The 22545-nt window shown below is 43.6% G+C and carries 18 protein-coding genes and 2 tRNA genes; all 20 read left to right on the forward strand.

Annotation, left to right across the window (positions count from 1 at the left end):
- Positions 1-261: 261 nt before the first annotated feature.
- A complete protein-coding gene (locus tag G519_RS53030; protein ID WP_268617356.1) occupies positions 262-384 on the forward strand; it encodes a hypothetical protein in 123 nt (40 codons plus the stop codon).
- On the forward strand, positions 374-895 hold the full coding sequence (locus G519_RS0119040; RefSeq protein ID WP_029196059.1) for a VanZ family protein: 522 nt from the start codon (positions 374-376) through the stop codon (positions 893-895). The genes G519_RS53030 and G519_RS0119040 overlap by 11 nt, the downstream gene beginning before the upstream one ends.
- A gap of 42 nt (positions 896-937) precedes the next feature.
- Positions 938-1633, forward strand: a complete 696-nt coding sequence (locus G519_RS0119045; RefSeq protein ID WP_029196060.1) for a response regulator transcription factor — start codon at positions 938-940, stop codon at positions 1631-1633.
- Entirely contained in the window at positions 1626-2735 is a 1110-nt protein-coding gene (locus tag G519_RS0119050; protein ID WP_029196061.1) for a sensor histidine kinase, read from the forward strand. The genes G519_RS0119045 and G519_RS0119050 overlap by 8 nt, the downstream gene beginning before the upstream one ends.
- 344 nt (positions 2736-3079) lie before the next feature.
- On the forward strand, positions 3080-3850 hold the full coding sequence (locus G519_RS0119055; protein WP_084160229.1) for an ABC transporter ATP-binding protein: 771 nt from the start codon (positions 3080-3082) through the stop codon (positions 3848-3850).
- Positions 3813-4913 carry an efflux RND transporter periplasmic adaptor subunit gene (locus tag G519_RS0119060; RefSeq protein ID WP_029196063.1) on the forward strand — a complete coding sequence of 367 codons (1101 nt, stop codon included), beginning with the start codon at positions 3813-3815 and terminating at the stop codon, positions 4911-4913. The genes G519_RS0119055 and G519_RS0119060 overlap by 38 nt, the downstream gene beginning before the upstream one ends.
- Complete coding sequence (locus G519_RS0119065; RefSeq protein WP_409372017.1) at positions 4913-7846, forward strand: ABC transporter permease; 2934 nt, start codon at positions 4913-4915, stop codon at positions 7844-7846. Before G519_RS0119060 ends, G519_RS0119065 begins: the two co-directional genes overlap by 1 nt.
- A 1-nt stretch (position 7847) precedes the next feature.
- Positions 7848-8780, forward strand: a complete 933-nt coding sequence (locus tag G519_RS43640; RefSeq protein ID WP_051253506.1) for an ABC transporter ATP-binding protein — start codon at positions 7848-7850, stop codon at positions 8778-8780.
- A complete protein-coding gene (locus G519_RS0119075; protein ID WP_029196065.1) occupies positions 8777-10255 on the forward strand; it encodes an ABC transporter substrate-binding protein in 1479 nt (492 codons plus the stop codon). The genes G519_RS43640 and G519_RS0119075 overlap by 4 nt, the downstream gene beginning before the upstream one ends.
- 52 nt (positions 10256-10307) lie before the next feature.
- The gene (locus G519_RS0119080; protein WP_029196066.1) at positions 10308-12461 is read left to right on the forward strand and encodes a hypothetical protein; all 2154 of its coding nucleotides are present in this window, start codon (positions 10308-10310) and stop codon (positions 12459-12461) included.
- A 275-nt stretch (positions 12462-12736) separates the two neighbouring features.
- Complete coding sequence (locus G519_RS0119085; protein ID WP_029196067.1) at positions 12737-15847, forward strand: efflux RND transporter permease subunit; 3111 nt, start codon at positions 12737-12739, stop codon at positions 15845-15847.
- 29 nt (positions 15848-15876) lie between these two features.
- The gene (locus tag G519_RS0119090; protein WP_029196068.1) at positions 15877-17133 is read left to right on the forward strand and encodes an efflux RND transporter periplasmic adaptor subunit; all 1257 of its coding nucleotides are present in this window, start codon (positions 15877-15879) and stop codon (positions 17131-17133) included.
- Between the two features lie 66 nt (positions 17134-17199).
- On the forward strand, positions 17200-18951 hold the full coding sequence (locus G519_RS0119095; protein WP_029196069.1) for a hypothetical protein: 1752 nt from the start codon (positions 17200-17202) through the stop codon (positions 18949-18951).
- A 164-nt stretch (positions 18952-19115) separates the two neighbouring features.
- Complete coding sequence (locus tag G519_RS51315) at positions 19116-19280, forward strand: hypothetical protein (RefSeq protein ID WP_164484139.1); 165 nt, start codon at positions 19116-19118, stop codon at positions 19278-19280.
- A gap of 91 nt (positions 19281-19371) precedes the next feature.
- Positions 19372-19448 (forward strand) — tRNA-Met (locus G519_RS0119105).
- 11 nt (positions 19449-19459) lie between these two features.
- A tRNA-Ile gene (locus G519_RS0119110) sits at positions 19460-19533 on the forward strand.
- A 441-nt stretch (positions 19534-19974) separates the two neighbouring features.
- A complete protein-coding gene (locus G519_RS43645) occupies positions 19975-20331 on the forward strand; it encodes a hypothetical protein (RefSeq protein ID WP_036633410.1) in 357 nt (118 codons plus the stop codon).
- Between the two features lie 184 nt (positions 20332-20515).
- Positions 20516-20794: a DUF2277 domain-containing protein gene (locus G519_RS0119120; RefSeq protein ID WP_029196070.1), complete on the forward strand. Its 279-nt coding sequence runs from the start codon at positions 20516-20518 to the stop codon at positions 20792-20794.
- Positions 20795-20939: 145 nt separating this feature from the next.
- Complete coding sequence (locus tag G519_RS0119125) at positions 20940-21686, forward strand: DUF1906 domain-containing protein (protein ID WP_029196071.1); 747 nt, start codon at positions 20940-20942, stop codon at positions 21684-21686.
- Between the two features lie 81 nt (positions 21687-21767).
- Entirely contained in the window at positions 21768-22541 is a 774-nt protein-coding gene (locus G519_RS47670) for a stalk domain-containing protein (protein WP_051253507.1), read from the forward strand.
- The last annotated feature ends 4 nt before the right edge of the window (positions 22542-22545 follow it).

Consider the following 22545-nt stretch of genomic DNA (forward strand, 5'->3'; position numbering starts at 1 on the left):
CAAAGTGGCGATGAGCGGTCTTTTCCTATTTGAGGGATGTACAAGCTTAAGAAAAATTTTATTTTTAACCCCATTTCTTATTAATTAGTTTTCTTTATCCTAGGAGTGAATGAATGGTTAGGAGGAACTAAGGATGAAGAAGTGGGTTTTGTGGCTTGTAATACTTTTACTGCTCGGCTATGGATTTAGTCAGCACAAACTGAAAGTCGTTAACGAGAAATCACCGGAAGAAGAGAATCAACTCAAGAGGTGACTCCTCAAATGAACGAGCTTAAAGTAACCAAAGATCAGATTTATAAAGGCAATTTGTTGTTGGTCAACAAGGATCATCCGGTACCTCGGCTTATGAATCTCAAGAAGGTGAGAATTGCGTATGAAACATAAAATAATGTTGAAAGATATTACAATTCAAGTACTATTTACCCTTTATGTGTACACGTTATTCAAAATTATTCTATTTAAGTTCAGCTCAATCGACCTGACATTTCTCTGGCATCAGCTTAAGATAAGTCTGAGGAATACGGATCATATGAGCAGGCAACTTCAAAAAGGTAATCTGATTCCCTTTAAAGAAATATCCAGAACTATTCATGATATCTCGAGTCATGGTCTAATTAACTTGGTTGGGAATATTGCGATATTCATTCCGTACGGAATTCTTCTTGGTTTAATGTTAAGAAACAAAAAAGTATCATTTATAGGCGCGTTCATTCTTTCATTAGGTTTAAGTCTAATCCTAGAATTAGCGCAGGCCTTTTTCTCTATTGGACGTTTTGATGTAGATGATCTGATACTCAATTCAAGCGGGGGCTTGTTCGGTTTCATTATTTTCAAATTATTTGCTTTGTTAGTTACTACATCAAGTGCTAACCAAGCAAGAGGCAGCTCCATCTGATACAATAAAAAGCAATACGATGGTCATACAGGGGTGGAAGGAATGAAATCGATTACAATTCTGATTGCGGATGATGAGGCAGAAATTGCCGATCTGATTGAATTGCATTTAGAAAAAGAGGGTTACCGCTGCGTGAAAGTAGCAAATGGGCAGGAAGCTATTGCTGCTATTCAGACGCATTCCATTGATTTGGCTATTTTAGATATTATGATGCCCATACTGAATGGCTATGAAGCAACAAGGCAAATTCGGGCTCAGTATCATCTGCCAATCATTTTTTTAAGCGCAAAAACGACGGACCTTGATAAGATTACCGGATTGGTAAGCGGAGCGGATGATTATGTAACCAAACCGTTCAACCCGATGGAATTGGTTGCTCGAGTGAATGCTCAGCTGAGGCGTTCCACACAGTTTAATCAACCAAAGCAGGGGGGCAAGCAACCTTTGGAGGCAGGCGGACTGGTCATCTATCCCGAAGAACGAACCGTATTCGTTTACGGCAAACCCATTGAATTAACTCCAAAAGAGTTCGATATTTTGTATCTGTTAGCCAGTTATCCAAAGAAAGTTTACAGCGCGGAAAATATCTTTCAACAGGTCTGGGGCGATGTATATTATGAAGGCAGCAATACGGTCATGGTACATATTCGTACCTTACGGAAAAAGCTAGGGGAAGACGATCATAAAAATAAACTGATCAAAACAGTTTGGGGGGTAGGATATACATTCAATGGCTGAAATGATCCGAAGCTTTCGATTTAAAATGATTCAGTTCTTTGGTTTAAGCATGCTTTTTTCCGCTACCATAACCTATGTGCTCTATAAAGCTCTTCAACTCTATTATTATACGACCAAGTTCGAAAATCCATTGACTAAAATTCGATATGTCATGAGAGATATTGGGGATATTAACTTCTTTTTGCTTATTTTCATTCCTCTCTCGATTTTGTTTTTCTTTCTCTTCACCAAGCAATATGCGGCTTATTTCAATGAAATATCCAGCGGAATTAATCAGCTTGCGAATGGTAATTTCAATAGTCGCATCCATATTCCCTCCAAAGATGAATTCGGGGACATTGCGAGAGATATTAATCGGGCAAGTGAACAATTGCAGCAAGCTTTGGATAGAGGAGATTTTGCAGAAAATAGCAAGGAACAATTGGTCTTGAACTTGGCTCATGATTTGCGTACGCCGCTGACTTCCATTTTAGGTTATTTGGATTTCATTCTTCAGAACGATCAGTTGACTGCTGATCAAATGAAGCACTATACGAGCATTGCTTTTACCAAGTCTCAACGTCTAGAAAAGCTCATTGATGAACTATTCGAAATCACTCGTTTGAACTATGGAAAGCTGAACATTGAAAAAAAACCAATCGATATGAGCGAGCTTCTCATTCAATTAAACGAGGAATTATACCCTGTTTTTGAGAAAAACAACCTAACAACTCGATTGAATGTGACTCCGCACTTAATTGTTTTGGGGGACGGTGAGCTACTGGCACGTGTATTTGAAAATCTGCTGACGAATGCCAATCGCTATGGAAAAGATGGCCAGTTTATTGATATTAATTGCAATATTGATGCGGAAGATGTGGCGATTCAAGTGATCAATTATGGGGATTGTATTCTTCCGGAAGAACTGCCGCATATTTTCGATATGTTTTTTACCGGCGATCAAGCGCGAACACATCGTGAGGGGAGCACTGGGCTTGGCTTGTCCATAGCTAAGAATATTGTAGATCAGCATCAAGGCACAATTACGGCCGAAAGCAGTGTAATTCGTACGCTTTTTGAAGTCCGTTTCCCGCAAAAAATGGCATTCGAAGAACCCGGTTAGCTATTTGGCCGAACATTTAATGAAAAATTTATATTTACCCTACTTATTCTTTTAACAGTCTCCCCTATTCTAGATGTATGAATAGAAAGAGGAAACTGTGAATGAAAAAGTGGGGTTTTTGGTATATCCGGAAATCAGGTAGATGGGGTGATTGTTATGTAAAAAATAGGCAATTCGTTGTATGGATGAATTTTCCATTTGATAGTATATTTTAATAGATTCATACAAACGGGTTTATCGCCAAAAGGCTTTCAGGAAATTTTCAGTTTCATGAAACTTTTTGGAAAGATCTTCCGTCTATTTTATCATACATACAGTTTGGAAATGAAAGGAAGACATACCAAATGGCAAGCTGGTTTCGTAAAAGAAGCGCTTTGGACGCTTTAGCTGTCGATGAGGAACCGCAATCTGATGAACGATTCTCGCGTCTCAGCCAACGCCATTCTCCGTTATTAACGGTGAGTGGGGTACACCGCTCCTTTCAAGTTGGAGGCCAAAGGTTAGAGGTACTGAAAGGGATTGAGATGGAGCTCAAACCGCTGCAGCTTGTCATGCTCAAAGGCCGATCTGGTTCAGGGAAAACGACGCTGCTTAATTTAATCGGGGGGCTTGATCAGCCGAATGAGGGGGGAATTTTGTTTCAAGAGCACGCTTTTCATCTCAGCAGTGACGATGAACGAACGTTGATTCGTCGCAAGGAAATTGGTTTTATCTTTCAATCCTATGCATTAATGCCCTTGTTGTCTGCTTGGGAAAATGTCGAGCTAGCGCTGCGAATGGCGGGTATTCCGCGTTCTGAGTGGAAAGACCGTGTGAAGCATTGCCTTGAGCTCGTTGGGCTTGGCAAGCGGATGCATCATCGTCCTTATGAGCTATCCGGCGGCGAGCAGCAGCGTGTCGCGATTGCAAAGGCGATTGCGCATCGACCTTCCCTTATTTTGGCGGATGAGCCTACTGCTGAGCTAGATTCCCAGATGGGTGCGCAGATTATGTCTGTTTTTCGCAGCATCATGAAAGCAGAACAAGTCACGATATGTATGACAACACATGACCCTACAATTTTGGAGGTTGCCGATCATGTTTACGAAATGGTGGACGGAAGATTCGTCACTTAATTGGACGATGAAGCCTTTAGCTGCACTGCTTGTATGTTCGACATTACTACTTGCTTCTGGATGTTCACTTTTGCCTAAGGAGCAGGATGAAGAATCGCTTCCGACGATTAATCCGCCTAAGCTTTCCAAAAAGCCTGAATATACGGTGAAAACGGAAACCCTTGAAACGAAAGTGAGAGGGAGTGGGCGCTTAATGGCTTTGCAAGAGGAGAAACTGTTTTTCTCCGAAGATATGTCAGCCAAACGGATCAGTGCCATTCTTGTGAAAAATGGGGATTCCGTTGAAAAAGGTCAGCCGATCGCGGAGCTTGACGTAACGGATATGGCCAGTGATTTGAAGCGGAAGAAGCTTCAAACACGTAAGGATGAACTTACGATGATCGAAACGCTGCGGAAAGCAGATGAAATGTCGCCTGAGCAAATTGAGCAGGCAAAGATTGATTTTGAGTTGAAGCGTGAAGAACTGACCAAGCTTGAAACGCAAGTTGGTAAAGCGCAGCTGCTCGCTCCGTTCAGCGGAACTATCGTTACTGTAACAGCCAAGAAAGGCGATACGGTGAAGACCGGAGAATCCGTTGCGACCCTTGCCGATCTGAATGAACTAACGGTGGCCGCAAGTATTAGTGCAGATGATGCGAAGAAAGTAGCCATTGGCATGGACGTGCAGGTGGATATTAATTCAGCCGGCCAGCACAAAGGGAAAGTGAAGCAGCTGCCGAACCCGCAAGCTGGGAACAACAATAATAACGGCATGTTTCCGGGTCAAGGTGGGCAAGGTGAGCAGGATACAATCGATAATTATTTGGTGGTTCAGCTTAGTGAGTTTCCGAAAGGGCTGAATCGAGGTACACCGCTTAGTGTTACGATTATTACCCAAAGAAAAGAAAACGCCACAACTATCCCTCTAGCTGCGCTTCGCTCGTATTCGGGTCGGAATTATGTCCAGGTCATCGATAATCAAGGGAATAAGAAGGAAGTGGACGTGGAAATTGGTCAGCAGACGTCAACAGATGTGGAGATTGTAAAAGGTCTCACAGCTGGACAGAAAGTAGTGGGTCGCTAATGTCCATGCCGATGCTGCGGTTTTTATTTCGGAAAATGTGGAATACCCGTTGGCTAACGCTCAGCACCTTGCTTGGCCTAGTGATGGCTGTTGCTTTCACCACGAGCATTCCGATGTATGCCGATGGGTCGCTGAAGCGAGTTGTCGCCAAATCGTTAGAAGAAAAGAGCGAGGGACTTCCAGCAGGCTCGCTGCTCATGCGCTATCAAGCTGTTGGGACAGAACGTGCAGGGCTTACAGAGCTCAAAGACGTCAATATGTATATACAAGATGAAATTCCGAAAGATGTGGGCTTTCCCTTACAGACCTATGCAAGAAACTATTCCATCAAAGGAGCGCAACTAACTCCCGCAGATGGGACAAAAGCAGACCCTAGTAAACGTCGGCAAATGACATTAACGACGTTAAGCGGACTATCCGATCAGGTTGAATGGTCCATCGGACAGATGCCTTCTGGGCAAGTGCAGAATGGCCTAATAGAAGCAGTAGTCTTAGAAGAAGCTTTGTTTCGAAACGATCTGCATGTAGGGGATATATTCAGTTATTCGGTTTCAGGTGCAGGCGGCAGTCAATTATTAAAAGTGAAGATCGTGGGTTCCTTCAAACCCAAAAATGAAGCGAGTCCTTATTGGTTTCAAGGCTTAGAAGGGTTAGTAAACGCACTTATTATTCATGATGATGTATTCATGAAGACGTTGTTAACGGAGAAGAAAATTCCGCTTCAGCTCGCTAATTGGTATTATGCATTCGATCTGCGGAATATCCAAACCAGTCAATTATCGCCACTTGAGAATCGTCTGGAGCGTTTGGATATCAACTTGTTCCAAAAGCTGAAGAATACAAAGGTGGATGTTTCATTTAAACCGATTCTTACTGAATTTAAAGCCCAAAGCTTGCAGATGCAAATTTTATTATTCACATTAGCGGCTCCAATGATTGCGATGGTTTTTTATTACATTGTGATGAATGCCAGACAATCGCTTGATCGACAGCGAGGTGTGATTGCCATCCTGCGAAGCCGTGGAGGAAGTACGAAGCAAATTGTAGGCATATACTTTCTGGAAGGTTTATTGCTTGGGGCGATTGCATTGCTGGTTGGACCTTTTATGGGCTGGTTCATGGCGAAAAGTATTGGCTCATCCAGTGGATTTCTTACGTTCGTTGATCGTAAATCAATTCCTGTTGGCTTCACTAATGAGGCATTGCTATACGGCGGGCTCGCTGTTCTGATTGCAATTCTTGCCAGTGTGATTCCAGCTGTTCTTTTCGCAAGATCTTCGATTGTCAACTATAAGCAGCAGCTAGCAAGATCAGACCGCTCGCCACTATGGCAGCGTTGGTTTATTGACATTGTACTGTTAGGACTTGTTGGCTATGGCTTTTATTTATTTGATCAACGCCAAGTACTATCTATCCAAACAGGGCTAACGACCGATCAGCTACAGGTGCATCCGCTGCTGTTTTTCGTTCCAGCACTTTCAATCTTCGCGCTAGGCCTTTTCTTTCTGCGCATCTTTCCGTGGCTGCTGCGATTGTTCGGCTGGCTAGGACGCAAATTCCTGCCCGTGCCGCTATACTTGACGCTTGTTCAGCTTTCGCGCTCAGCCAAAGCCTACTATCCGCTCATGCTGCTGCTTATCCTTACGCTCGGCCTCGGCGTATACAATTCTTCGGCTGCGCGTACGATTGATCTGAACTCGACGGAGCGGATCATGTATCAATATGGTACCGATGTTGTGCTGCAAACCGTTTGGGAAGGCTTCTCGGACGATCTGCCGAAGGATCCGAACGCAGGGAAAAGCGGCGGCGGTGCTCAGGGAAGCGGAACATCAGGTGCCGGAGGTAATAATGGCGGCAATGGCAGCGGTGGCTCGGGTGCGGGTGGAGGCCAAGGTCAAGGCGGCCCGAAACCTGGAGAGGAGACACCAACCAAGATTCGTTATGTTGAACCGCCCTTCCAAATGTTCCGTGATCTAGAGGGCGTCCAGGCTGCGGCCAGAGTTTTGCAAATGAAAGCGAACGTTGTTGTTTCAGGTAAATCAACTGGTCAGGGAATGATCATGGGAATCGACAATGCTGATTTTGCTAAAGTAGCTTGGTTCCGGCCCGATTTATTCCCAGCGCATCCGAATCAATACCTGAATTTGCTAGGAAGCTATGAGCAAGCTGTCATTATACCTTCGAATTATGCAAGTAAATATGCGCTTAAAGCGGGTGATCTGCTTTCAATTACCATTGGTCAGCAGCCCGTGGAATTCGTGATTGTTGGTATCCTGCCGTATTGGCCGAGTCAATATCCGGATCAGACACCATTTTTCATAGCAAATTTAGATTACATATACGATCAGGCACCAATTACACCCTATGAAGTATGGCTCAAAATGAAACCGGATGCTAAAGTTGCTCCGATTGTTACAGCTCTGCAGGCGAAGGGAATTGAGCTTGCTTCCGTGAAGGATGTTCGTAACGAGCTCATTATTCAGAAGAAACTTCCAGCAAGAGGCGGCGTCTTTGGCATTCTTAGTCTGGGCTTTCTCGTCTCAGTGATCGTCTCCTTAATCGGCTACATGCTATATTGGTTCTTCAATTTATCTAGCAGAGTTGTGCAGTTTGGGGTACTTCGCGCCATGGGACTTTCCCGCAAACAATTGACTGGCATGCTGCTCCTAGAGCAAGGTTTTACGGCTGGATTGTCCATCGCATTAGGCATCGGAATTGGGAAATTAACGAGTTATTTCTTCCTTCCTTTCCTTCAAACTTCTCAGAATGTGAAGACGCAGGTGCCGCCGTTCCGAGTGGTTTTTGATTCCAAAGACACTTATCAGCTATATTTCGTGGTTGCTTTCATGATGATAACAGGGGCGCTGTTACTGTTCTTACACATTAGAAGGCTGCGCGTTCATCAGGCTGTGAAGCTGGGAGAGGAGAAATAGCGTGATTACTTGCGAGGGATTAGTCAAAATTTATAAAACAGACGAGATTGAAGTTGTCGCTTTGCAGGGGCTAAACATTCAGATTGACGCCGGTGAGCTTATGGCCATTATCGGGAATAGCGGAAGCGGCAAATCCACATTGCTGAATATATTAGGAGGTCTTGATCGCCCTTCTGCAGGTCAAGTGAAAGTCGGCGATTGGGATTTACTGAAGATTACCGATAAGCAGCTAGTTGATTACAAACGACATACAGTCGGCTTCATCTGGCAAAATAATGCGCGAAATCTTGTCTCTTACCTGACCGCGCTCGAGAATGTGGAAATGCCAATGATGCTCAGCGGGAACTATGACCCTGTCTACGCGAAGCAGTTGCTTGAATGGGTCGGTCTCAGCCACCGCATGAATAACAAGCTGCAAGAACTGTCCGGTGGTGAGCAGCAGCGCGTGGCAATTGCGATTTCGCTTGCTAACCGCCCGCGTTTACTGCTTGCGGATGAACCGACGGGGTCGGTGGATACGAAGACGGCAGATATGATTCTTTCTATTTTTGAGCGGCTGAATAAGGAATTAGGTGTGACGATTGTCATTGTTACTCACGATATGTCCATGGCAGGCAAAGTAGGGCGAGTCGTTGCCATTCGAGACGGCATGACAAGCTCGGAGTTTATTGCTCGCAATCCTTCGATTTCCGCACTCGATGGAACGTCGGCAGGTCTCACAGGTGATGACCATGAGGAATATGTGGTACTGGACCGTGCGGGACGATTGCAGGTTCCGAAGGCTTACTTGAACGCTCTACAAATTGACGGAAAAGCTACGATGGAGTTTGATGGCGAGAAAATTATGATTAAAGCACCGAAAGATCTATCTACGAGTGAAGGTATCGAACGAATGGAAGCAAATTCACAAACCGTTGGAGGAAAATCAAAATGAAGAAGATTTCACGTAAAATGCTTGCTACAACCCTAACGCTGGTTATGGTAGCTCCATTAGCAGTTGCTTGTACCAAAGGGGAAAAAACGGATGATAAGCAGGAGCGCGTACTTAAGATCGCGACTTCTATGATGTACGGAGGTGATGACGAGTATTTCAGACAACAATTCACCGAAATATTTGAATTTGCCAATCCCAATATCAAGATTGAAATGATTCCAACGATGGATGATAAGTTCCGTTATGGCAACATTCAACCTGGAGAGAAAATGCCCGATCCCATGGAGAAGCTGAAGGAAGTCATGCAGGGAGATAATCCGCCGGATGTGGTTATGCTTGGTTATGAACAGCTGCCGGATATGATTGAAAGCAACATGCTTACACAGCTAGATCCACGAATAACGAAAGATAAATTCGACACCGCAGGGATCGTTCCAGCGGTTATGGATGGTATGAAAAATGCAGGCGGCGGGAAGCTTTACGCACTTGCTCCGACATTCAGCTCTTCTGCACTCATTTATAATAAGAAAATGTTCACAGATGCGGGAGTCGATTATCCGAAGGATGGGATGACCTGGGATGAGACCTTCGATCTTTCCAAACGCCTTGTTAAAGGGGAAGGGGACAGCCGCATCAATGGTTTCGCATTTAATACGCAATCGCAAGGCGGAGATTTGTTCTATGGTATGCAAATGTACACAGCTCCCCTGCAATTGAAAATGTTCGATGATGCTGGAGAGAAAATGACGGTGGATACGGACCAATGGGAAAAAGTTTGGGCAAAAATGGCTCAGATGCAAAAAGAGAAAGTGTTCCCAGAGATGATGGATCCGTCGAAGCCGATGAACCGTCAGTATGATCAAAATAATCCTTTTGCCTATGATGATTTCATGTCAGGTCGCTTGGCCATGGCGATTATCAATTATGGTCAAATTCAACAGCTTACGAATGCAAACAAAAATGCAGCGAATTTTAAAGGCTATACACCAATCGAGTGGGATGTTGTTACGATTCCTTCCCATCCGGAAGCAAAAGGTGTTGGCGGATCCATCTATATGAATGGTATTATGGGTATAAATGCCAAAGCGCAAAACCCTGAGGATGCTTGGAAATTCATTAAGTTCATTAATGGCGAAGATTGGGCAAAATTGAAATCTCATAGTTCCTATAACTTGGTTGCTCGTTCCAAATATTTGAAGCCTAAAGATGGATTGGACTTTCATATGGAAGCTTTCTACAATGTGACACCAGCTCCAATGGATAATAACATGAAAATTTATCGCACGAATCCTAACATTTATCAGGTACAAGAAATTGGTCGTACGCAGTTTATGAATGTCCTTCAAGGAAAAACGACAGCTCGCGAAGCACTCAAGCAATGGCAGACCCAAGGGGATGCGATGCTCAAACAAATGAAGGAAAATCCAAATACGCCTATGAACCCGATGATACAACAGGCTGTGCCTGCTGGCTAAGGCATGTTGGAATTCTTATAGGATGATATTATGAAGGAGGACGCTCATTACCATGTACATCAAGAAACGCTATCGCTTGGCAACCATTGCTTTGTCTGCTGCATTGGCACTAGGATCTGTTACACCTGTTTGGGCGGATAGCAGTCCATCCGCTATTACTACGACCTTAGGTAAGGTTTCCATTACTGGCAGCAGTTACTTTGAATTGAAACAGATCCATGTATTGCCTGATCAAAGCGGCAAGCTCGCGACATTTACCATTACCATTCACAACGAAGGGAGCAGTGAGCTGCAATTTATTGATTACTGGGTAAGGCTAAAAAGCAAATCCGGCAATCAATTTTCAGCACGCTTGCTGCCAGCAGATAAGGATAAGAACCGGGTTGCTCCCGGTTCAACGACTGATTTAACGTTCTATGCGACCGTTAACACTAGCACGAACCTTCAAGATCTCGTTGTCCAATTTATCAAATGGGATTTTAGCCAGTCCAATTTTGAGCGTGTCCTGGGCGAAGTCGCTGTACCGGATTCTTATACAGATGTAACGCCTTCAGATGGCGCTGCTGTCATTTCTGTAAATGGAACCAACGTGAAAGCTGCAATTAAAAAGTTTGTCAGCAATAAGAATGAAAAATATCACGTTCCTACCGTATATGTGACTTTAGAGAATGCTGGCAATCATACCGTTACGATTCCTTCTTACCTCTTCTCCATTCGTACTAAAGAAGGCTTGCTTTATCCATTGGAAGCAAAAGGATTGAAAGATTTGAAGATCAATCCGAAGGAAAGCAAAGAAATTCAGCTATCTGGTTCCATTCCGGTAGCCGTTTCACCGGACGAGTGGCAGTTAGCGGTAGCTGAAACCATTCCTGACTTGAAATTAAATGTTTCCATTGCGAATTTTGGGCTGCCTGCCGTTACGCAGCAAGAAGGCGGCTCTGTTGGTAAGGAGTATTCCTTCACAAGTAAGTCAGGTGTATATACAACTCAGCTTAATGGATTGCATCGATTACCTTGGGAAGATCAAGACCTTTTGACGGCTGATTTGACACTAAGCAATAAAGGTGAGGAATCACTTCCGATCCCGAAATTATCAGGGTACTTCCTGCTTGATGGCGCTGTGAAAATTGATGCCAAGCTCATCCAGACGTCGAAAGTAATCGGATTGGGTGCTGGAGCGAGTGTCAATCTGCAAATAGCAGGCAAAGTGCCATATACGTATGAATTTTCACAAATTAAATTAGTTCTGCAAGAGAATGACGGGGAAACGCCACCAACTGGAACGGGTACTGGTACGAGCAGTGCTGCAGCAACGGATGTGCTGGAATTCTCCACTCAGGCCGAGCTTCAGGCCATTCCTTTCATTGGTATGGGCCAGTCCTATACATCCAATGATATTGGGCGTAAAGCGAAGTATTTAGTGCGAAGCGTATCCACTTATGAGGATAAAACGAATATCATGTACTCCGCAATGGTGGAAGCAACCAATTTGGAGAAGCGTTTCACGAATGTATCCAAGTTCGTTGCCAATTTCCGAACCTCGGATGGAACGGTTTTCCCGGCAACGGTTGCTGAAGTAAAGAACAAGATTAGTCCAACAGGAAAAGCGTTATTAAATGTATGGGCTTCTGTGCCAAAAGGTTACACGACAGCGAATATGAACTTACTTCTCGGAGAAGCAGTGACCGAAGGGAAGCTGTCGGAAGGCGAGAAAGCCGCCCCTGATTCCTATGTGAACCCTGTATCCTACTGGCTGCCTGATGAGAAGACGAATGTAGCGACAACGCTGAAAAATGTCGAATTATTCCCCTACACCATTACGATTGATAAAATTGGAACATCGATTGAGGATAAAGTATTTACTATAAAATTTAACTACGAGTTAACGAAAGAAAAGCTAACAGAGATTAATACCGAAGGCCATAACTTGCTGCTTGTTTTTGAAGATGGCGGCGGGATTAAACGATTTGAGAAAAAGTTTGATTTCAAAGATTTCGACGTTATCAACGGGGATTCAACGGCAGATGAAGATACGAAGATGCGTCTGGGTAAGCGGGAGAACTTCAAAATTACAAATCCTGACCCGGGTCTCATTTATAACACCAAATTCTTACAGAAGTATACACTCAGTATTTATGACGAGTTTCAAGGTCAGAGAAAGCTGCTGGCTTCACAGAAAGCTGATTGGTTTATCACAACGGACTAATTCATTATTTAAAGCGGAGGCACTCAGCCTTCGCTTTTTTTCATTTAAGTCACATGAAGTCATAACCATTTATCGGCTCATATGACCAATTTATGACTCAAATATGACTTCATTCACCTGTTTTTATCAAAATGAAGAGCTATAATAAACCCTGACCGAGAAAAAACATAAAATTTTCAATTCTAGTTTATGTTTTGTTAAGAAATTCCAAGTATGATAATTGAGTGAGCACGAAGGATGTAGGTATTAAAGCTGGTGATAGGGGAGAAGTGAGAATGTCCAAGTTAACCGAGTTTTCAATGAAAAATGTGGCAGCTGTTTTCATCGTCATGCTGCTGTTGGTCGTAGGAGGAACGTTTTCTACAACCACATTAAAGGTAGAAAGTATGCCTGATATTACATTTCCGGTCGTCATTATTAGCACTACATACGTAGCACCTCCGAAGGATGTGCTGGATGAAATTACTAAACCACTTGAGAAGGCTGTCGCGGGGTTGGATGGATTAAAAACCCTAAGCTCCAGCTCGCAGGACAACTACTCACAGATTATCCTGGAGTTAGACCAAGATAAGAAGCCTGAAGATGTGAAGAAAGACGTAGAGAGCCTAATCTCCAATGTGAAGATGCCTCAAGGTTCGGAGAAACCTAAAGTGTTAACAGCAGGCTTTTCTTCTGAACCGGTCTATTATTTGGCGGTTTACGGTGAGGCAGGAATGAACCAAACCGAGCTGGATAAAGCCTACAAAGATACGATTCTTCCTGGCTTTAATGGCCTTAAAGGGATCGACCATGTGGATTCTGTAGGCAATCAGGATGCTGTGCTTACCATTAAATTGGATGCTCCTGCGATAAATAATTATGGTCTAACACCGGCGGATGTTTCGGGTTTGATCAAAGCCTCATTGGTATCTAGCCCTGCGGGTACGGTTGATTTCAATGGAAACCAGCAGATGGTTCGAGTCAAAGGCGAAATGGATACGATTTACAATTTGGATAATTTGAAAATCACAACGAAAACAGGCGATACGCTTCTTCTCAAACAAATTGCCAAAGTTGAAGCCATCAGCGAGTCCAAGTTCATTGCAAGATTAGATGATCAACCAGCTATCGGCGTTCTGCTTTACAAAACGAAAGCAGCGAATGCTGTTGAGTTTGCAGATAGCGCAGATAAGCTTATGACGGATTGGGGAAAAACGCTGCCTGGCGTGAAATTCCACAAAATTTACAATTCAGCTAACGATATTAAAGATTCTATTCACGGTATGGTACAAGAAGGCGGATTAGGCGCAGTTCTTGCCTCACTAATGATCTTGCTCTTCCTGCGTAATATACGTATGACGATCATTGTACTTGTATCAATTCCTCTTTCGATTCTTGTTACGTTATTAGTCATGGGACCTCTAGGCATTTCTCTTAACATCATGACTTTAGGGGGAATGGCCATTGCCGTCGGGCGGGTCGTCGACGACAGTATCGTCGTTATTGAGAATATCTACAGTCAACTGCAAAGAGCGCAAGAACGTAACGAATCTGTTATTAAATTAGCAACGAAACAGGTATCTAGTGCGATTACTTCCTCAACAATTACAACAGTGGGTGTATTTGGTCCCATCGGATTTGTTAGCGGGGTAGTAGGTGAAGTATTCCGTCCTTTTGCGATTACACTCGTCGTTGCTTTAATGTCTTCCTTGATTGTTGCCTTAACGGTGATCCCGATGCTGGCTAAGCTGATGGTACTTCGAAGCAAGAAGCTTACCAATCACGATGACAATCACGTGGGACCTATGGCTGAGAAATACAAAAAAGCGATCATATGGTCATTGAATAACCGCATCAAAACATTATTGATGGCTGGTTTAGCTCTTATACTCTCGATCATTATTACAGTACCTAATTTAGCGGTGGCTTTCATGCCCAATAGTGAAGCCGTTAAACAAGGGGTCATCGAAATTAAAATGCCGCGAGAAACATCCATCGAAATGATGAATGAGAAGTCTAAAGAACTTGAAAAAGACTTGAAATTACATAAGGACAAAGCGGGCAAACCCGCATTCAAATACATTGAATCCCTTGTAGGCTACAACCAGAGCAGTGACCGCTATGCTTATAGAGCGATGATGTTTTTCGAGCTAACAGCAGAAACCGACGCGACAGAAGGTGTCAAAAAGTATAAGGAAGATTTGTTGAAACTGATGCCTCCAGGATCCGATGTGAATATTCAATTGTTTACTGGTGGGCCTCCTACCTCAACTGGATCTGATTTCTCCTATTCACTAAAAGGGGATGACCAGCTTTATCTCAAGCAAGCTTCGCAGTTGGTAAAAGATAAAATGAAGGAGTTTCCTGAGCTGAACGACATTAAAGACAGCTTGAGTGATTCCAAAACCGAAGTAGAAATTACGGTTGATCAAAACAAAGCACGCTTGTATGGACTCTCCAGTGCTCAAATTTTACAATCCGTTAACGCCTGGATTGCCGAAGAAAAGCTTGGCGACCTGAAATTTAATAATGTCACTTATGCCACCAAAGTTATGTTGAATCCTGCCTACAAAAACTCTGTGGATAAACTGGGTACTTTCTTAGTCAAGACGCCTACCGGTCAAACGATTCAGTTAAATGAGGTAGCTCGAGTCAAACAGATTGAAGCGCCAAATAACATTAGTCGTGAAGATCAAGAACAAATTGTTAGTGTAAAAGCGAAAATTGATGCCACTGATAAAGGCGGCGTCAGCAAGAAAATTACAGAAGAGTTAGCCAAGTTAGAACTTCCTTCAGGCGTAACTCGTGAGGTGAAGGGCGTATCCGATGATATAAATAAAAGCTTCATGCAAATGTTTATGGCCATCATCGCTTCCATTTTCATTGTTTACATGGTCATGGTCATTGCCTTTGGAAACGCTAGAGCACCGCTTGCGATTCTGTTTTCACTGCCGCTTGCTGCGATTGGGGGCCTTTTAGGACTTCTAGTAACTGGCGAATCGATCAATGTAACTTCGCTCATCGGGTTCCTCATGCTGATCGGAATCGTTGTAACGAACGCGATTGTACTTGTAGACCGCGTACAGCAGCTTAGAGAGCAAAATTATTCGATTCGTGACTCCCTTATTGAAGCGGGAATTACGCGGTTAAGACCTATTATCATGACGGCAGGTGCAACAATCATTGCACTCTTGCCTTTAGGACTTGGATTATCCAAAGGAACGATCATTTCCAAAGGGTTAGCAGTTGTTGTTATTGGCGGTCTTACGACTTCTACTTTGCTAACACTCGTAATCGTGCCTATCATGTATGAGATCTTATTTAAGAAAAGAGAAGGCCGCCTCTTCAAGAGAAAAGGAAAGTCGAATTCTATTCAATCGGAGCAAGCAGGATCTGCGCTTCAATAAGCTAAACAGGGGAAAAGGAGAAAACGAATATGAAACGTCAGTTGTTTATGATTAAACAGAGTACTAAATTATTCGGTGTCGTCGCGCTTAGCGCGGCGATAGCCGCAGGATGTTCCGCATCACCAGCAGCAAGCCCGGCGGCAACAACTGCTGCAGTCGAGCAAGGGGTTAAGGTAGTCAAAACGGCCAAAATTGCCAAACAAAAGATTGGTGAGCCAGTAGAACAAGTCGGAGACGTGGTATCATCCGTTCAATTAGATATTGTCGCGAAGTCCGGTGGAGAAGTCATTGAAATCGTGAAGAAACGCGGAGATATCGTAGAGAAGGGCGATGTGCTTTTCCGTTTGGATCCAACGGATGTTTTGATACAGAAGGATTTGAATTCTGTTAATATAAAAGGTGCACAAGCAGGGCTTACAGAGGCTAAACAGAGGAACTCGAACGGGATTGAAGATGCCAAGGATGGCGTTTCTAAGTTGGAGACCGCCGTTAGTGATCTGGAAAAAGCCTACAACACGGTTCGTAATGAATACGATCTAGGGACAGCAACGAAATCTCAATTAGAGCAAGCGGAAACTGCGCTTAGTAATAGAAAGAAAGATTTAGCAAGCGCACGTAGATCACTGAAAACACTGCAAGAGACGAATTCGCTTGCACAAGTAGAGACTAGTTTAGAAACGGCGCAAGTAAATGCGCGGAATATCGAGAGGACACTTAGCAATCTTGAAGTAAAAGCACCAGCTTCCGGCGTGTTGACCGATCTTAATGTTACTGTTGGTCAAACGTTAGCGCCAGGCGGCCGCGTAGGGGAAGTTCAACAGACGAATCCGATCAAAATCAAATCGCAACTCACGGAATCGTTGGCTAATCTTGTTAGAGGCAAAAACGAATTGACTTTCTACATACCAGGGGTAACGACAAAAGCCGGAGCCAAAGTGACTTACTTATCGGATGTGATCAACGGACAATCCAAAGCGTATGATCTGGAATTGGAGGTTCCGAATCCGGATGGCAAGCTGAAACCAGGCTCCAAGGCACAAGTTGAGCTTACCAAGGAAGACGAACAAAATGTACCTGTCGTTCCAAGTCTTAGCATTGTTCGCGAGGGTGGTAATAATTTTGTCTTTGTTGTGAACGGTGAAACGGTACAGAAGCGTAAAGTAGAACTTGGCCGATTGAATGAGACCAATCAGGAAGTTATCTCCGGAGTCAAAGAAGACGAGATTCTTGTTATTTCCGGTCAACATCAACTTAAAGATCAAGATAAAATAAAAGTGGGTAACTAACCAAAACTTAAAAAGGAGAGACTTTGAGCTCCTGCTCAAAGATCCCTATAATTGGAGGAGAAATAAGTGAATAAGAGGATGAAGAGATCACTAGCTACCATTGTTCTATCAGCTGCACTTTTAACTACAGCATCTTTTCCTGCATGGGCTGCGGATGGTCTGAACTTGGCAGCAGCAGCGGCAGCAAATATGAATATAAGCTATACACTGACGGATAAAATTGAGGTTGAAATTAAAAGCATGCTCAATGAGCACGAGTCGGATTCAACGAAATTGGGTGCCGTCATTCGAATTAAAAATACGAGTGGTAAGATCACTCGTGTACCTGACTTTGAACTGCGGGTTCGCATGGCAGATGGTGTCGAATATACGCTGCAGCCAAGTGCCAAAAATCCTAAATCCATACTACCCAAGAGCCAGCAAGAGCTCAGCTACCTGACGACGGTTGAACGGAGTGACAATGTTGCTCTTACCGACCTCAGCTTTGTAGATGTGAATCTTGAGGTGTATCCAAAAGAAGAAACAACACTGCTTGCCGTGGCCGTTGACTCTGGCATCGTATGGAATGGCAGTGACAGCACAATAACGAAACCAACCGCGATCCTGAAATGGGGAGAAGCCTTTACCTTACCTTCTTTGCGCTCAACCCTTGGATTCATACCTGTTGACATTCATAAGGAAATCACAGCCAAAGGAGTGAGCACGGTTGTTCAAATTCAAGTCGTAAATCCGACCAAAGAACGTCAGACCGTTCCTAACTTTGGGATTGATGGGAAGACAGAAAATAACGTTTATTCCGGCAGTCGCGCCGAAGCTTCTGTCATGCTAGATCCAGGTGAAAAGAAATATATCCATATTGTCATTCCAACCGATCTGGATACGGAATTTACTAGCTTGAATGTCGTAACACCAGAGAGTTTTGCCAGTGCTACCGGTGATGGCAAGTTCCGCGAAGACACCTATCGGATAGGTCGTGTCAATATTCTTCTCCCTACTGGTGCCGCGACACAAGGAGTCATCCCAGCTCCAGAATACACCTTGGGTACACCAGTTAAACTGGATTCTACAAATAAGTTTGTACCTTCCAATGTGGATGTTTCTTTGGTTGAATTACATGTAACAAGCAATGAAGACGATGGCTTTAATACAGCTGTAGCGAAATTTAAACTGACGAACAAAAGTGACCGTCCGATCCCAATTCCGGCGATCCAAACGGAACTTGTTAGTAAAGATGGTTATGCATATGGAGGAAGAAGACAAGAAGCTACAGCACTAAGTGTTGTACCAAATGCCTCGTATGTGGTTAGTTATTCATATGCACTTCCAGCATCTGAAAAAGGTGAAGGACTGAAAATGAACCTTTACAGCCAACAGGTTAGTGGAGAAACGACTTATAAATCACTGCTTGCTATGGCGAAGGTGCCTGTTCAGAAGAATGATCCAACGAGTAAAACACTAAACGTATATCCTTACGATATAACGATTAAAGATTGGACGATTTCAGCTATTTTCCAAGGTAATATGACGTACGATTATAAGCTGAAGCTGGATCTAGATATTAAGCCGGATAAGCAAGTAACGGTTGATAAATTTAACAGTAAGCTCTCATTCGAATTATTCGATAATGTTGGTAATCCGGTAGGAAAATCAGTTGTAGCATTATCAGGGGAAGGGCGTTTATACAATGGTTCAAACACAATTAACCTAAATGCGAGATCCAACCAACTGGACTTCCCGATTCAGGTCAAAGTATTTGAGACATTCACAAACGAATTTGGTGAATCCGTTAAACGTTTGTTGACCACATTCAAACAATAGATAATGAAACGAAAAACTACTTGGACATGTGCTTCTAGAGCACTTCCAAGTAGTTTTTTGCTATATATGGAGCGGTAGTTATTGCATTGTGGTGGAGTGCTCATAAGGAGATCTTTTTTTGGATAAGATAGGATTAACGAAATGAATATAACGGAGTGAAAGCAATGAACTGGATATATTGGGCTAAATTATATGATTCCAAGTTTCAAGCGGGCTGTCTGGCGAAAAGAATGGAAGAAGACTGGTGGATTTATGGCTATGAATGCCCACAAGAAGTGGAAGTATTTAAGTCCAAAAAAGGGCGATTTGGCGTTCGTTATAACACTTAATTTGCACGAAATACCCTAGAAATTAACGCTTGACTTAGACCGCGCATTTAGTGTATATTTATTTTTGTCGCTGTTGAGCGGCAGCTAATGACGCGGGGTGGAGCAGCCCGGTAGCTCGTCGGGCTCATAACCCGAAGGCCGCAGGTTCAAATCCTGCCCCCGCAACCAAATTTTATTTTGGGCCTATAGCTCAGTTGGTTAGAGCGGTCGGCTCATAACCGATTGGTCGGGGGTTCGAGTCCCTCTGGGCCCATAGCACGGAAACCCTTTTGTATAAGGGTTTTTATTATTTTATAGCATCAAATAAGCCTCTCAGTCTCATCACTTTTCGATGATATGGAGAGGCTTTTTAGCAAAAACAGGCTGAACATTTCGGAAATGGATGGGATGTTGAATGACAATACTATTCGGAATAGATCTTGGGACATCTAGCGTAAAGACGGTTGCTATGAACCCCATGGGACAGATCGTAGGCTTACGAATGTTTGAGATATTTACGTCTATGGCGTAAGATGCTTTTGTATCAAACTTTACAAACAGTCTCGTTAAATGTCGGCGCAATTCTTTTTTTATTTTTTTGGGATAAAAGACACTCCGAAGAGAAATCTTATACAAGGTTGCCAACAGTAAGACGTTAAAGTACGTGAAGACATTTAGTAACAGCTTATGACCCAAAAAATGAGGAGGATTTTTAATGTATCAAAACCAAAATATGAATAACCAATTTCAACAAACGCAAGGGATCATTGCGCAACTTATAAACCAAACGCAGCAATCCTCGCAGATGTACCAACAAATGCTTCAACAAGAGCAGCAAAATGCCATGAGACTTGAAGAATTAGCACAACGGGAACAACAAGCCGTCCAAATCATTCAATCTGCGCTGCATGGCCACCAAATGGCTATTCAACAATTACAACACGTTTCTCAGTTGTGCAGACAGCTTGAACAAACGGCTCAAAGCAGCTTCCAGTCTCCCAATATGCAGCAACCTCAACAACTAACGAATTATGCCAATTCGTATGGTTCATCGTTCCGCGGGTATCAATAATACGAAGCATGAATAGATGAAAAAGGATAGAGGCTGACGATAATCGTCGGCCTTTATTCGTTGTCCTTATAGTGAGTTAAAATGCGTCAGGAGCGATGGTTGTCTGCAGCGATGAATGGATGGTGTGCTTATTTTCGGATGTTATTGTAAAATTAATGGTATACCGATTCAAAAGGAGAAAGTTATGTGCCGAAATATTAAAACTCTATTCAATTTCGATCCAATGGCTACTGATGATGAAATTCAGGCAGCCTCGCTGCAATTTGTAAGAAAGATCTCAGGCTTTACTGAGCCTTCAAAGGCTAATGAAGCGGCATTCAATCAAGCTGTCATCGAGGTAAGTATTGTTGCCCGGAATCTGTTGGACTCCTTGGTAACTAATGCTGAGCCTCGAAATCGTGAGGTTGAAATCGAACGTGCGCGCGTTAGGAATGCCAAAAGATTTGGAACAAAAGAAGATTAAGAACTTCATAGAAGAGATCGGGTTCTTTCTTACGGGGAAAGAGCCTTTTTTGTCTTTCATGGATAGGCATTCAACTTGTCCTTGTAGCGCTCAACCCTCGCTGCGCATATCCTGTATGAAACTAGTAGAAATTAGGTGATAGAAAGTGACCAAAGGTTTTGATTGTTCAACGCCTTTAACGGCACAAACCGCCGCTGCTTTCGTCAAAGATGGCTACTTGTTTGTAGCCAGATATCTCGTTCCGAGTGGTTTCAAAGCGTTAACCAAAGGTGAAGCAGACACGATCAGCGAGGCAGGTCTGCAAATCGTATCTGTCTTCGAAACAACTGCAAATCGAGCTCTCGGCGGAAGAAGCGCAGGTTTGGCGGATGGGGCAACAGCTGTGCAGGTTGCTCATAATCTTGGCCAGCCACCTGGCAGCTGTATATATTTTGCAGTTGATTTTGATGCCTCAAGCGCCCAAATGCCTACCATTATTGCCTATATCCGGGCAGCGAGTGAGGCGACACCCGAGTATACGACAGGTGTATATGGTTCTTATACGGTGATGGAAGCCGTCCGTAACGCGGGAGCTTGCTCTCATTTTTGGCAAACGTATGCTTGGAGTGACGGTAAAAAGTCGAGTTTTATAAACATTTATCAATACTTGAACGATGTGGTTGAGCATGGGATTGGCGTGGATTATGATGAATCATATGGGAAAGAAGGTTGGTGGAACACGATAGCACCACCTGAGCCCCCTGTGCCGTATCCTCTGTCTCCTAAAGATGCCAATGTGATTATACCGTTCCTTTCGGCTGGATATGAGGCGACGTCATCAACTGCGGCTAAAGAGGAATTTCATCGTCTTGCCAATGAGCTGCGCAGAGTTTCGGGTCAACCGCAACAATAATCGCCCAAAAGTAAACCGAATCCTCCATTGATACGTTTACTCTATTGAGTAGATGTACACTTTCAAAGGAGGATTTTTAATATGAAAAAAAGCTTATTCGCGGTTGTACTCGGTTTCGGTTTGCTGACTTCAAGCTTCTTATCGGTTTCAGCTCATGACCATGAGACTGGGCATGATAGCATGGCGGCTGACATGAGTATGAAAGCATCTTTACAACAGCAGGTAAAATCCGATATGAAGCTAACTTTAAATGGTAAACCCTTGCAGCTGGATGAGTCTTACCTCATTGATAACTCTTTGTTTGTGCCGTACCATGCCTTTGCGGAAGGAATTGGATCCGAAGTGGGCTATGACGCCGCTACACAAACGGTAACGGTAAAGAAGGACGCAAAAACGGTTAAACTCATGATCGGATCCTCCGAAGCCAATGTGGACGGCGCCAAAGTATCTATGGTCGGTCCAGCACAGTTAATCAACAGTTCCACCTTCGTTCACTCCCGATTTTTGGCTGAAGTGTTCGGGATTAAGGTCATGTATGATGAAGCAACGCGGACGGTAAATCTCGTCAGCGGAGAGACTTCCGGATCCGGACAAGAGGTAGCTAAAACCTATTACGTGAATATGGAGGGCTTTGCTTTCAAAGAAGGGGATATCACTGTTGAAGCTGGCTCTACGGTTATTTTTACGAATAAGGATAAAGTGAAACACAATGCTGTCGCTGATGATGGCAGTTTCAAAACCGCGCTTTTGGCGACGGGTGAATCGGAAAGTGTTACATTTGCCAAGCCAGGTGAGTATACGTACTTCTGTCAGCCTCATAAGGATTTCATGAAGGGTAAAATTACCGTGAAATAAAGAT

Source organism: Paenibacillus alginolyticus DSM 5050 = NBRC 15375 (assembly GCF_000422905.1).
Taxonomy (GTDB): domain Bacteria; phylum Bacillota; class Bacilli; order Paenibacillales; family NBRC-103111; genus Paenibacillus_E; species Paenibacillus_E alginolyticus.

What these genes read in the sequence shown, in the direction of transcription:
- G519_RS53030 (WP_268617356.1), top strand. Translation starts at nt 262, where the DNA reads ATGAACGAGCTTAAAGTAACCAAAGATCAGATTTATAAAGGCAATTTG.
- G519_RS0119040 (WP_029196059.1), top strand. Translation starts at nt 374, where the DNA reads ATGAAACATAAAATAATGTTGAAAGATATTACAATTCAAGTACTATTT.
- G519_RS0119045 (WP_029196060.1), top strand. Translation starts at nt 938, where the DNA reads ATGAAATCGATTACAATTCTGATTGCGGATGATGAGGCAGAAATTGCC.
- G519_RS0119050 (WP_029196061.1), top strand. Translation starts at nt 1,626, where the DNA reads ATGGCTGAAATGATCCGAAGCTTTCGATTTAAAATGATTCAGTTCTTT.
- G519_RS0119055 (WP_084160229.1), top strand. Translation starts at nt 3,080, where the DNA reads ATGGCAAGCTGGTTTCGTAAAAGAAGCGCTTTGGACGCTTTAGCTGTC.
- G519_RS0119060 (WP_029196063.1), top strand. Translation starts at nt 3,813, where the DNA reads ATGTTTACGAAATGGTGGACGGAAGATTCGTCACTTAATTGGACGATG.
- G519_RS0119065 (WP_409372017.1), top strand. Translation starts at nt 4,913, where the DNA reads ATGTCCATGCCGATGCTGCGGTTTTTATTTCGGAAAATGTGGAATACC.
- G519_RS0119075 (WP_029196065.1), top strand. Translation starts at nt 8,777, where the DNA reads ATGAAGAAGATTTCACGTAAAATGCTTGCTACAACCCTAACGCTGGTT.
- G519_RS0119080 (WP_029196066.1), top strand. Translation starts at nt 10,308, where the DNA reads ATGTACATCAAGAAACGCTATCGCTTGGCAACCATTGCTTTGTCTGCT.
- G519_RS0119085 (WP_029196067.1), top strand. Translation starts at nt 12,737, where the DNA reads ATGTCCAAGTTAACCGAGTTTTCAATGAAAAATGTGGCAGCTGTTTTC.
- G519_RS0119090 (WP_029196068.1), top strand. Translation starts at nt 15,877, where the DNA reads ATGAAACGTCAGTTGTTTATGATTAAACAGAGTACTAAATTATTCGGT.
- G519_RS51315 (WP_164484139.1), top strand. Translation starts at nt 19,116, where the DNA reads ATGAACTGGATATATTGGGCTAAATTATATGATTCCAAGTTTCAAGCG.
- G519_RS43645 (WP_036633410.1), top strand. Translation starts at nt 19,975, where the DNA reads ATGTATCAAAACCAAAATATGAATAACCAATTTCAACAAACGCAAGGG.
- G519_RS0119120 (WP_029196070.1), top strand. Translation starts at nt 20,516, where the DNA reads ATGTGCCGAAATATTAAAACTCTATTCAATTTCGATCCAATGGCTACT.
- G519_RS47670 (WP_051253507.1), top strand. Translation starts at nt 21,768, where the DNA reads ATGAAAAAAAGCTTATTCGCGGTTGTACTCGGTTTCGGTTTGCTGACT.